Source organism: Pseudomonas paracarnis (assembly GCF_904063055.1).
Lineage (GTDB): Bacteria > Pseudomonadota > Gammaproteobacteria > Pseudomonadales > Pseudomonadaceae > Aquipseudomonas > Aquipseudomonas paracarnis.
On the sequence record NZ_CAJFCN010000008.1, the window covers coordinates 172,592 to 184,668 of the forward strand.

The following is a 12,077-nucleotide window of genomic DNA, read 5'->3' on the forward strand; positions in this document are numbered from 1 at the left end:
ATGGCCGATCAGTCACGGATGACACGCCTCCTGGTTTCACGATTGTGGCGCCGCGGCCTGCTGCTGGCGTGCCTGCTGCTGGCAGCGCCGGCCTGGAGTGCCAGCATCCTGCTCACGGCCGCCGAGGACGGTGCCGGTGTGCGCGCCTTTACTCAGGCCCTTGCCCAACAGCGCCCCAACGACCAGGTCAGCTTTACCCCCCTCAACGAGTTGCCGGCGCCCAGGGACTTGCCCGCCAGCACCCGTTTGATCCTCCTCGACCTGCCCGGCCTCGACTGGCGCCTGCAGGATGCCCAGGGGCCGCCCGCTCTGGTGTTGCGCATCAGCCGCCTCCAGGCCCGGCAACGCCTGGGCAACACGCACCCGGCGAAAATCAGCCTGCTCTGGAGCGACCCGCCGCTGGAGCGTCAGTTGCGCCTGATCGCCCATATCCTGCCCCAGGCCCAGCGCGTTGGCGTGCTTTACGATGCCAGCAGTGAGTTCCTGCTGCGCGAACTGATGCAGGCCGCCAAGCCCATAGGCCTGGAAATCGTGCCCCAGCTCTGGGACAACACCAGTGACAGCCGCCCGCTGCAAAACCTGTTCAGGAACAGCGACGTGCTACTGGGCCTGGACGATCCGAACCTGTACAACCCCAAAACCGTAAAAAACCTGTTGCTGAGCAGTTACGCCCGACAACTGCCGTTGGTGGGGCCCAATGCCGGCTTTGTGCGGGCCGGCAGCCTGGCCAGCACCTACAGCGATCAGGCCGACTGGCTCGCCGTGCTGGACCATCTGCTGGACCAGCCGCCGGCCAATTGGCCGCACACGCTCTACCCTGAACACTTCAAAGTCGTGGGCAACCCGCAAGTCGCACGCTCACTGGGCATCGAACAGGTCGATGAAGTCGCCGTTGCCGCCCGCTTGGCCGAAGGAGAACAACGTCCATGACCTTGCGTCGTCGTTGGGATATCAACACCCGCACCCAGCTCATTACCCTGGGCCCCGCGCTGCTGTTGACCCTGCTGCTCATCACCTTCTTCACCTTTGTGCGCATCCAGGATTTGCGCCAGGAACTGGACCACACCGGTCAATTGATCGCCAACCAGCTGGCGCCCGCCACTGAGTACGGCGTGATTTCCGGCAACAACGACGTGCTTGAATCCCTGCTGCGTGCAACCCTGGCCACGCCCCATGTACGCTTCCTGGAGATCCAGGACAGCGCCGAGAACATCCTGGTGTACGTGGAGCAGCCGTCCGAGCGACATGATCGCTCGCTGTCGGTGAAGGTGTTCCAGGCACCGATCCGCCTGCAACACATCCAGCTCAACAATGACTTTTTCCAGGACAACCTCAACGAACCCAAGGCCCCCCGCGCGGACTACCTGGGGCGGGTGATCGTGGGCATGTCCAATGATGCGTTCAGCCAGCGCCAGCAGGAGATCCTGTTCAAGGCCGGGATCCTGGCCTTGTTCGCCCTGCTGTTTACCTTCCTGCTGGCGCGGCGCTTGTCGGCGAGCCTGTCAAAGCCGATCAGCGCCATGGGGCATGCGGTCAAGGCCATCCAGCAAGGCGATTACAAGACGCCACTGCCCATCGTCGATGACTCGGAACTGGGCGACCTCTCGCGGCATATCAACAACCTGGCCGAGGGCCTTCACCAGGCCAGTCGCGAACAGCAACAAGCCATGGCCCAGTTGATCCAGACCCGTGAAGAAGCCGAGCGGGCGAACAACGCCAAGTCGGATTTCCTGGCGATGATGAGCCATGAACTGCGCACGCCCATGAATGGCGTGCTGGGCATGCTGCAACTGCTGGAAACCACCGAGATGACCGAGGAGCAGACCGAGTATGCGGCGCTGGCTTCGGAGTCTACCGAGCACTTGCTCAAGGTGATCAATGACATCCTCGACTTCTCACGCATTGAACGCGCCGCACTGGAGCTGGAGCATATTCCGTTCAACCTGGCGGACCTGATCAGCAGCTGCGCCCAAGCGTTCCAGCACAGTGCCCAACAGCGCGGGCTGAGCCTGGAGTTGCCCATCCCCATGGGCCTGGAAGCCCTGCGGGTGCGCGGCGACCCGACGCGGATCCGCCAGATTCTGGTAAACCTGATCGGCAATGCATTGAAATTTACCGAACATGGCAGCGTGACCGTCGAGCCCCACTGGCAAACCCTGGACCATGAGTTGCTGTGGTTCACCTGCACCGTGCGCGACAGCGGCATCGGTATTTCTGCCGAACGCCTGGATTTGATGTTCGATGCCTTCCAGCAGGCCGACAGCTCCATTTCCAGGCGTTACGGTGGCACGGGCCTGGGCCTGCCGATTGCGCGCACCCTGGCCGAACGTATGGGCGGCACCTTGCGCGCCCAGAGCGAAGAAGGTCGAGGCTCAGTGTTCACCTTGGAGATTCCGCTGGCCATTGACCAGCAGCATGTGCCGGTCGCCGCTCCTGATGCGCTTGGCAAAGCCAGCGCGGGCGATGGGCGCCACGTACTGTTGGTGGAGGACAACCCGGTCAACCGCACCGTGGTCGAAGCGATGCTGCGCAGCCTGGGCTTCGAAGTCAGCCTGGCCACGGACGGCGCCGAGGCGATCCGCAGCGCCGAGAGCTTGATTTTCACCGCCATCCTGATGGATTGCCGCCTGCCCTTGATTGATGGCTACGAGGCCACGCGGCAGATTCGCCAACTGCCTGGCTGCGCCGATCTGCCGATCATCGCCCTGACGGCCAACGCCTTGCAGGGCGATCGCGAAGCCTGCCTGGCAGCCGGAATGAACGATTACCTGGCCAAGCCGTTCAAACGCACGGATTTGCAGCAAATCCTGCAGCGCTGGGTGCAATAGCGCCGCGCCATCAGCCAACTGCGACTGGCGTGAAAGACGAAAGTGGGGCAGTCTTAGGCACCCGAACGGGCTGATAAACAGGCCCGGTTTAAAATTTCAGTGAACAAGTGTACATTCAGTGCCTTGCCGCTGTGACTTTCACTACAACGCAATAGTCTATGTGTAGGCTGCCGCTATGAGGCATGAACGCTTCATTCGGTTCGGGAAGATTTGCCCAACCCAGCCGCATGGGATTATTGAGGAGCTCGCATGACCAAACAAAACGCCTTTACTCGGGAAGACCTGCTGCGCTGCAGTCGCGGTGAGCTGTTCGGCCCAGGTAACGCGCAACTGCCCGCCCCGAACATGCTGATGGTGGATCGCATCACCCATATCAGCGAAGAGGGTGGCAAGTACGGCAAAGGTGAATTGGTCGCCGAGCTGGATATCACCCCTGACCTGTGGTTCTTCGCTTGCCACTTCGAAGGCGACCCTGTGATGCCAGGCTGCCTGGGCCTTGATGCCATGTGGCAGCTGGTCGGTTTCTACCTGGGCTGGCAAGGCCTGCCGGGCCGCGGTCGCGCCCTGGGTTCGGGCGAAGTGAAGTTCTTTGGCCAGGTACTGCCGAGCGCCAAGAAAGTCACCTACAACATTCAAATCAAGCGCGTCCTCAAGGGCAAGCTGAACCTGGCCATCGCCGACGGTTCGGTGACTGTCGACGGTCGCGAGATCTATACTGCCGAAGGCCTTCGGGTCGGCGTATTTACTTCCACTGACAACTTTTAAGGGTTATCCGCATGCGCCGCGTCGTTATCACTGGTCTGGGCATCGTTTCTTGCCTGGGCAATGACAAAGAGACCGTCACCGCTAACCTGCGTGCAAGTCGCCCTGGCATCCGCTTCAACCCGGAATATGCCGAAATGGGTCTGCGTAGCCAGGTTTCCGGCTCCATTGACCTGCCCCTCGAAGAACTGATCGATCGCAAGATCTATCGCTTCGTCGGCCACGCTGCCGCCTACGCCTACCTGGCCATGAAAGACGCGATCGCGGACTCCGGCTTGAGCGAAGACCAGGTTTCGAACGTACGCACCGGCCTGATCGCCGGCTCCGGCGGCGCATCGACCCTCAACCAGATGGAAGCGCTGGATATCCTGCGCGAAAAAGGCGTGAAGCGCGTCGGCCCTTACCGTGTCACGCGGACCATGGGCAGCACCGTTTCCGCTTGCCTGGCTACGCCATTCCAGATCAAGGGCGTGAACTACTCGATCTCCTCCGCATGCGCCACCAGCGCCCACTGCATCGGGACTGCCGTTGAGCAGATCCAACTGGGCAAGCAGGACATCGTATTTGCCGGCGGCGGTGAAGAAGAGCATTGGAGCCAGTCGTTCCTGTTCGACGCCATGGGTGCATTGTCCACCCAGTACAACGAAACCCCAGAAAAAGCCTCCCGCGCTTACGACGCCAAGCGTGACGGTTTCGTCATCGCCGGCGGTGGTGGCATGGTGGTGGTCGAGGAGCTGGAACACGCCCTGGCCCGTGGCGCGAAGATCTACGCGGAAATCGTTGGCTATGGCGCGACGTCCGACGGCTACGACATGGTTGCGCCAAGCGGTGAAGGCGCCATCCGCTGCATGCAGATGGCAATGTCCACCGTCGACACCCCAATCGACTACCTGAACACCCACGGCACCTCGACCCCGGTCGGCGATGCCAAGGAAATGGAAGGCGTGCGTGCGGTATTTGGCGACAAGGCTCCAAAAATCAGCTCCACCAAGAGCCTGTCGGGTCACTCCCTGGGCGCCGCTGGCGTTCACGAAGCGATCTATTGCCTGCTGATGATGGAAGGCAACTTCATGGCCGGCTCGGCCAACATCGACGAGATTGATCCGGTTGTGGCCGATATGCCGATCCTGACCAAGACCGTTGAAAACGCCAAGATCGACACCGTGATGAGCAACAGCTTTGGCTTCGGTGGCACCAACGCCACCCTGGTACTGAAGCGCTGGCAGGGCAAGTAAGCCCCGCAGGTTGATCACATGAAAAAGCCCCGACTGGTTCGGGGCTTTTTTTGTGCTTTGATTTGAAACCGCGTCGCCTTTATCGCAGGCAAGCCAGCTCCCACCTTCGACCGCGTTCACCCTGAAGGAATACGGTCCAGTGTGGGAGCTGGCTTGCCTGCGATTGGGCCAACCCGGTTCCCCGCCCTACACCGAAAACCGCGCCACCATCGAATTCAGATCCACCGCCAACCGCGACAACTCCTGGCTCGCTGCGCTGGTCTGATTAGCGCCGGTAGAGGTCTGATGTGCCAGGTCGCGGATATTCATCAGGTTACGATCCACCTCCCGCGCCACCGCCGCCTGCTGCTCCGAGGCACTGGCAATCACCAGGTTGCGTTCGTTGATCAAGGTGAATGCCGAGGCAATCTCTTCCAGGGCCATGCCCGCCGATTTGGCGATCTCCAGTGTGGAGCGCGCCCGTGTGTTGCTCTGTTGCATCGAGCTGACAGCCTGGTCGGTGCCCTGCTGAATCCCGCTGATCATCTGCTCGATTTCCTGGGTCGACTGTTGTGTGCGATGAGCCAAGGCCCGCACCTCATCGGCTACCACCGCAAACCCGCGCCCGGCATCCCCTGCTCGCGCCGCTTCAATCGCCGCGTTCAGTGCCAGCAAGTTGGTTTGCTCGGCAATCGAGCGAATCACATCCAGCACTGTGCTGATGCCATAGACCTTTAGCGCCAGCGCTTCGACCTGGGTCACATTGGCGGTCACATCGGTGGCGAGGGCTTCAATCGAGACCACCGTCTGCTGCACCTGTTCACGCCCTTGCTGGGCAATACGGTCGGATTCGCGAGACGCCTGGGACGTGGCCACGGCATTGCTCGCCACCTCCTCCACCGCCACCGTCATCTGATTGACGGCCGTGGCCGCCTGTTCGATTTCCTGGTTCTGCTGGTGCAAGCCACGGGTCGCATCCTCGGTGACGCAACTGAGCTCTTCGGAAGCCGACGCCAATTGGTTCGATGATTCTGATATGCGCCGGATAGTGTCGCGCAAGCTCTCCTGCATACGCTTGAGCGCCTGTTGCAAGCGCGCTGGCTCGTCGCTGCCACTGAGCCTGATGTCGCCCGTCAAGTCGCCACTGGCAACGCCCTGGGCCACTTTCAACGACTGTGCCAACGGCAGCACGATGCTGCGTGTCAGCCACACCGCCAGGCCAATCGTGATTAACGCCGTGACGCCAATCATGACCATCACCCAGACCCGCGACTGGCTGAACACCTGCTGTGCCAGCCGGGCGGCCTCGTTGGCGCTGGACTTGTTCAGATTGACCAACTCACGCAGCGTCACGGCCATCTGGTCGGCCATCTGATTCATTTCGCCATTGACCACCGCAATGGCGTCCTCCAGCCGATTAGCCTTGGATAAGCCCACCACCTGCTCCTGGCGTTGCAGGTACTGCTGCTCCTCGAGCTTGAAGCGATCAAACAGCACCCGCTCCTCAGGCAAGACGATCAATGCCTCGTACACGCCTTCAGCGTGATGCAAGCCGGTTTTGATCTCGGCGATTTTCTGCTCGTTCTGCGCCACCGCCTGGGGGTCGCGGTTGACCAGCAAGCGCAACGTCAGCGCCCGAATGCGCAACACATCCTGATTCATCTCCCCCACCGCCATGACGCTGGGCAGCCAGTTGGTCTCCACCTGGTCCGACTGCTGGCGCATATTAGCCATCTGCAACAGGGCAAAGCCGCCCAAGACGAACACCATCAACGCCAGCACACCAAAGCCCAGGCCGGCGCGAGGGGCGATATTCAAACTGCGGATATTCATGCCAGCGTTCCTTCCAAAAGTACTGCATCCACCTGCAGCGGGTCTCTTGGACGTTATCGGCACCTGAGGTCATTGGCGTAAGATCAAAACGCGATATCAACGCGCGTCGCCATCGCGATGCGGCTTGGGCAGGATGGCGAGGAAGTTGTCGCGCGCAACCTTGTGGGCAACGTCTTCGGGCAACGCATCGAGGAAAGGATCGAAACGGCGCATCTCTTTGCCCAACTTATTGAAGCGCCCCACAACATCGGAGCCGAGCATGAAGCGATCCGGGAAGCGCTCCACCAGCGCAACCCATTGCGGCCGTGGCTTGCCGGCGTCATCCAGCAGATAGGGCGTGAGCATGCTCCAGGACAGGTCGATATACAGGTTGGGGTACGCCTCAAGCAGGCGCGTCAGGGTAGGCAACAAAAAGTCCATCTGCACCTGATGACGGTGAATTTCCTTGCTGGTACCGGCATGGGCCCAGATAAAACGCGTGTGCGGGTGGTTGCGTAACGGCTGCTCGACTTCCGCCAGGTACAGTGGGTTGCGCTCACGTTTGGAGGTAATGTTGGAATGCAGCATCACCGGCAGGTCGTTTTCGGCCGCCAGGTGGTAGATGCGCGTCATGGCTTCGTTATTGGCACGCGGCGTGTCGCCGGAAGTCAGCGCGGTGAGGTCATCATGGCGGGTAAACACTTCACCGATGCCCTGCCACAGCCCAGGGTTGAGGTCGAGCATGCGCTGGATGTGGGCGGCGGAGTTCTTGTCGTTGGGATTGAAACCGGCGAGGAACGGGTGAAAGTGCTGGCGTTGCGCAGGAGAAAGTTTATTCACTGCCGCCGCGACGATCACATCCGTGGCGCTGTACCAATAAGCATCGGCGTCGTCACCGGCGTAATAGCGCGGACGCTTGGGCTCGTCTTCGTGCCATTTCTTGGCCACGGGAATCCCGGAAATCATGACGTGCTCAATGCGGTTGTCCGCCATGGCCTTGAGCAGCTTGTCCATGCCGGCGCTCTCCTGAAAGAAATCCACGTAATGCAGGTGCGCGTCGCTGTAGGCATAGTCACGGGCCTGCGCGGGAAGGCTGCTGATGGCAAGCAACAAGGCAAGACTCAGGCGGGTTCCAGACACGGTAAAACCTCAATATGGGCTGATACGGGTAGACCTTGCGCCAGCCTTCAGGGTTCAGCATGGAAAAAACCGGAACACTGGAGTGCCAGCATGCTCTATAACTGCATGACCTTCATCCTGCGCCCTTATGAGGTTTGCCATGCCTGTTACCGTCAATACGCTGAACGCTGAAAACTTTCGTCACAGCGTGAATATCAATAATCACGAGCTGTTTACCGACCTGCCCAAGAGCCTGGGCGGTGACGATTCGGCGCCCTCCCCCCACGATTATTTCGATGCTGCGCTGGCGTCGTGCAAAGCTTTGACCGTGAGGCTCTACGCGCAGAAAAAAGCTATCCCGCTGACCGGCGTGACCGTGGAGGTCACTCACGACAGCGCCGAAGAGCAAAAGGGTAAATACAAGCTCAACGTCAAGCTGACCCTCAAGGGCGTACTCACCGACGCCCAGCGCGATGAACTGCACCGCGTCGCCGATAAATGCCCGGTACATAAGCTGATGACCACTGCCGAAGTCACTATCGAGACAAAATTGTCGGAAGGTGCCTTCAGCCAATAGCCCCACCTTCCCATCGAGCGGGTTATGCTCAAAGCATCTAACCCGCTCAGACTGGGATGCCCATGACCACTCTCACCGTGATTCGCCCTCGCCCCGAAGATGTAGAAGGCCAGCCTATCCTGCGGCCCCTGCCCTCGCGTGAATGCCGCAGCGTCGGGCCCTTTGTGTTTTTCGACCACATGCTGCCGACCCGCTACGCACCGGGTAACGGCATGAATATCCGCCAGCATCCCCATATCGGCCTGTCCACCCTTACTTACCTGTTTGAAGGCGTCTTGCAGCATAAGGACAGCCTTGGCTCGGACCAGGTGGTGCAAGCCGGCGATGTCAGCTGGATGACCGCCGGCAGCGCGATTGCCCACGTCGAGCGCACACCTGAAGCGGTCAAGGCCAGTGGCTTCAACCTGCACGGCCTGCAGGTATGGCTGGCCTCGCCCAAGGACCACGAGACCGGGCCGGGACACTACAGCCATCACCCAGCGGCGAGCTTGCCGAAAAGCGATAACCTCGGCGTGCAGGTGCGTTTGATCGCCGGTGATGGTTTTTGCCTCAGGTCACCGGTGCCGGTACTGTCGCCGACGCTGTATGCCGAGGTACAGATGCAAACCGCCACCACCCTGTTGATTCCTGATGAACATGAGGAACGTGCGGTGTATGTGCTGGAGGGTGAGGTGCAGTTGGACGGTGAAGCCCTGGAGGTCAACAGCTTGGTGGTATTGCCGACTGGGCAGGAGATGACCCTGTATGCCGAGAGTGATTGCCACCTGATGGTATTTGGCGGGGCGCCGCTGGATGGGCCACGGCGGATCAACTGGAATTTTGTGGCGAGTGATCCGGCGGTGATCGAGCAGGCGAGACAGCGTTGGGCGGCTGGGGATTGGCCCACTGTGCCGGGGGAGTCAGAAAGAATCGAGTTGCCTGTGAAATAGCTATCGCAGGCAAGCCAGCTCCCACATTTGATGGGTATACACATTTTAGAATGTAGGAGCTGGCTTGCCTGCGATGGCGTCCGATCAGGCGCTGAGGAATCAGCCCTTGAACACTTCATCCAACAAGTTATGCATCGACTGGAAAGCCCGCGCAGCGGTCTTGGCGTCGTACATCATCTTGCCTGGCACATTGGCATGGGGGTCGGTGAAGGAATGCACCGCACCGCCGTAGCTGAGCAACTGCCAATCCACACCCGCCGCGTTCATTTCATCTTCGAACGCCGGCAGTTGCTCTTGGGGCACCAACGGGTCCGAGGCGCCATGCAGCACCAGCACTGACCCCTTGATGTTCTTCGCATCCGCCGGGTTCGGTGTATCCAGGGTGCCATGGAACGACACGGCAGCCTTCAGCGGCGCGCCGGTACGGGCCAGCTCCAGGGAGCAGCAACCGCCAAAGCAGAAGCCGAAGGTGGCCAGTTTCGAGGTGTCCACTGCTGCCTCAGTCTGGCCTTGCAGTTGCTCTAACGCTGCTTGCATGCGCTTGTTCAGCAACGGGCGATCATTCTTCAACGGCATCATCGCCGCGCCCGCTTCATCGCCATTTGAAGGACGTACGTTTTGCCCGTAGAGGTCGGCAATCAACACCACGTAGCCTTTGCCGGCAACGGCCTTCGCGATCTCTTCGGCCCCCCCACTCACGCCCATCCAGTTCGGCGCCATCAGCAGTCCCGGCAACGGGCCCTTGTGGCTGGCATCGAACGCCAGACGGCTTTCATAAGACTGGCCATCAATCTGATAGACCACGGAACGTACAGTGACTTGGCTCATGATTCACTCCAGTTGAGGTGCGCACAAACGAAAAAACCCGCCGAAGCGGGTTTTTCTACAACGGTGTTAAACCGACAATTCAACCAACAGCTTGTTCAGTCGGCGCACATACGCGGCCGGGTCCTTCAAGCTGTCGCCGGCTGCCAGGGCGGCCTGGTCGAAGAGGATGTGCGACAGGTCACCAAACCGCTCTTCGCTCTGCTCGCCATCGAGTTTCTCGATCAGCGGGTGAGACGGGTTGAATTCGAAGATCGGCTTGGAATCCGGCACTTTCTGGCCGCTGGCTTCCAGGATCTGGCGCATCTGCATGCCCAGGTCCTGCTCGCCGATGGCCAGGATCGCAGGAGAGTCGGTCAGGCGGTGGGAAACCCGCACTTCACTCACCGCTTCGCCCAGGGAAGCCTTGATGCGCTCAACCAGGCCCTCTTTGGACTTGGCGACTTCTTCGGCTTCTTTCTTCTCTTCTTCGGAGTCCAGGTTACCCAGGTCCAGATCACCACGGGCCACGTCGACGAAGGTTTTGCCGTCGAACTCGGTGAGGTAGCTCATCAGCCACTCATCGATACGGTCGGTCAGCAGCAGCACTTCGATGCCTTTCTTGCGGAAGACTTCCAGGTGCGGGCTGTTCTTGACCTGGGCGTAGGTTTCGCCGGTCAGGTAGTAGATCTTGTCCTGACCTTCCTTGGCACGTGCCAGGTAGTCAGCCAGGGACACAACCTGCTCGCCGTCTTCACCCTGAGTCGAGGCAAAACGCAGCAAACCGGCGATTTTTTCCTTGTTGGCAAAATCTTCCGCCGGGCCTTCTTTCATGACCTGGCCGAAGTTTTTCCAGAAGCTCTTGTATTGCTCAGGCTCGTTCTTCGCCAGCTTTTCCAGCATGTCGAGTACGCGCTTGGTGAGCGCCGACTTCATGGAGTCGATGATCGGGTCTTTCTGCAGGATTTCCCGCGACACGTTCAGCGACAGGTCGTTGGAGTCGACCACACCTTTGATAAAGCGCAGGTACAGCGGCAGGAAGGATTCCGCCTGGTCCATTACGAACACGCGCTGCACGTACAGCTTCAGGCCTTTTGGCGCTTCACGCTGGTACAGGTCGAACGGAGCACGGGCCGGTACGTAGAGCAGCGAGCTGTATTCGAGCTTGCCTTCAACCTTGTTGTGGCTCCAGCTCAGCGGGTTCTCGTAGTCGTGGCCGATGTGCTTGTAGAACTCCTGGTATTCCTCGTCCTTGATCTCGGTACGCGGACGGGTCCACAGGGCGCTGGCGCGGTTGACGGTTTCCCACTCTACCGCCGGGGCTTCTTCGCCTTCGGCAACGGTCTGTTCCTTGGGCAACTCGATCGGCAACGCGATGTGGTCGGAGTACTTCTTGATGATGTTGCGCAGACGCCAGCCATCGGCGAATTCGTCTTCACCGGCTTTCAAGTGCAGCACGATGCGGGTGCCGCGGTCAGCCTTGTCGATCGTGGCGATTTCAAATTCGCCCTCGCCTTTGGAAGCCCAGTGCACGCCTTCGCTGGCGTCAAGGCCGGCGCGGCGGCTGAATACTTCAACCTTGTCGGCGACGATGAAGGCCGAATAGAAGCCCACGCCGAATTGGCCGATCAGGTGAGAGTCTTTTTTCTGGTCGCCCGACAGGTTCTTCATGAAATCTGCGGTGCCGGACTTGGCGATGGTCCCCAGGTGGGTGATCGCATCGTCACGGCTCATGCCGATACCGTTGTCTTCGAGGGTGACGGTCTTGGCGTCTTTGTCGTAGCTCACACGGATCTTCAGTTCCGCGCCGCCTTCCAGCAACTCAGGCTTGGACAGGGCTTCGAAACGTAATTTGTCGACAGCGTCAGAGGCGTTCGAGATCAATTCGCGAAGGAAAATTTCCTTGTTGGAATACAGCGAATGGATCATGAGGTGCAGCAGTTGCTTCACCTCGGTCTGGAAGCCCAGGGTTTCCTTTTGAGTTTCCACACTCATGGTCATCAAACTCCAATTGGATGGCAGTGGCCGCGCC

At 60.0% G+C, this 12,077-nt stretch carries 10 protein-coding genes; 6 read left to right on the forward strand and 4 right to left on the reverse strand.

Annotation, left to right across the window (positions count from 1 at the left end; translation table 11 throughout):
• The 4 genes from JMV15_RS18440 (at window position 1) to fabB (ending at window position 4,825) form a co-directional block, all read left to right on the forward strand.
• Window positions 1-930 carry an ABC transporter substrate-binding protein gene (locus tag JMV15_RS18440; protein ID WP_038449591.1) on the forward strand — a complete coding sequence of 310 codons (930 nt, stop codon included), beginning with the start codon at window positions 1-3 and terminating at the stop codon, window positions 928-930.
• Window positions 927-2,828 carry an ATP-binding protein gene (locus JMV15_RS18445; protein ID WP_014717744.1) on the forward strand — a complete coding sequence of 634 codons (1,902 nt, stop codon included), beginning with the start codon at window positions 927-929 and terminating at the stop codon, window positions 2,826-2,828. The genes JMV15_RS18440 and JMV15_RS18445 overlap by 4 nt, the downstream gene beginning before the upstream one ends.
• A 249-nt stretch (window positions 2,829-3,077) precedes the next feature.
• Window positions 3,078-3,593, forward strand: coding sequence for a 3-hydroxyacyl-[acyl-carrier-protein] dehydratase FabA (fabA, locus tag JMV15_RS18450; RefSeq protein WP_003190035.1), 516 nt, complete (start codon window positions 3,078-3,080; stop codon window positions 3,591-3,593).
• A gap of 11 nt (window positions 3,594-3,604) precedes the next feature.
• The gene (gene fabB / locus JMV15_RS18455) at window positions 3,605-4,825 is read left to right on the forward strand and encodes a beta-ketoacyl-ACP synthase I (protein ID WP_003190033.1); all 1,221 of its coding nucleotides are present in this window, start codon (window positions 3,605-3,607) and stop codon (window positions 4,823-4,825) included.
• A 186-nt stretch (window positions 4,826-5,011) separates the two neighbouring features.
• On the opposite strand, the gene JMV15_RS28890 is transcribed toward fabB, so the two are convergent.
• The gene (locus tag JMV15_RS28890) at window positions 5,012-6,637 is read right to left on the reverse strand and encodes a methyl-accepting chemotaxis protein (RefSeq protein ID WP_038449589.1); all 1,626 of its coding nucleotides are present in this window, start codon (window positions 6,635-6,637) and stop codon (window positions 5,012-5,014) included.
• A gap of 96 nt (window positions 6,638-6,733) precedes the next feature.
• Window positions 6,734-7,756 (reverse strand): amidohydrolase family protein, encoded by a 1,023-nt coding sequence (locus JMV15_RS18465; protein WP_038449587.1) that lies wholly within the window; start codon window positions 7,754-7,756, stop codon window positions 6,734-6,736.
• A 139-nt stretch (window positions 7,757-7,895) separates the two neighbouring features.
• Here JMV15_RS18465 and JMV15_RS18470 point away from each other — a divergent pair, with 139 nt between their 5' ends.
• Complete coding sequence (locus tag JMV15_RS18470; protein WP_014717741.1) at window positions 7,896-8,312, forward strand: OsmC family protein; 417 nt, start codon at window positions 7,896-7,898, stop codon at window positions 8,310-8,312.
• A 62-nt stretch (window positions 8,313-8,374) separates the two neighbouring features.
• Window positions 8,375-9,241: a pirin family protein gene (locus tag JMV15_RS18475; protein ID WP_020301699.1), complete on the forward strand. Its 867-nt coding sequence runs from the start codon at window positions 8,375-8,377 to the stop codon at window positions 9,239-9,241.
• Between the two features lie 99 nt (window positions 9,242-9,340).
• Here JMV15_RS18475 and JMV15_RS18480 read toward each other — a convergent pair whose 3' ends face one another.
• Together JMV15_RS18480 and htpG are read right to left on the reverse strand one after the other, a co-directional pair.
• Window positions 9,341-10,069 (reverse strand): dienelactone hydrolase family protein, encoded by a 729-nt coding sequence (locus tag JMV15_RS18480; RefSeq protein ID WP_038449584.1) that lies wholly within the window; start codon window positions 10,067-10,069, stop codon window positions 9,341-9,343.
• A gap of 66 nt (window positions 10,070-10,135) precedes the next feature.
• Window positions 10,136-12,040 carry a molecular chaperone HtpG gene (gene htpG, locus JMV15_RS18485; RefSeq protein WP_014717738.1) on the reverse strand — a complete coding sequence of 635 codons (1,905 nt, stop codon included), beginning with the start codon at window positions 12,038-12,040 and terminating at the stop codon, window positions 10,136-10,138.
• Between the last annotated feature and the right edge of the window lie 37 nt (window positions 12,041-12,077).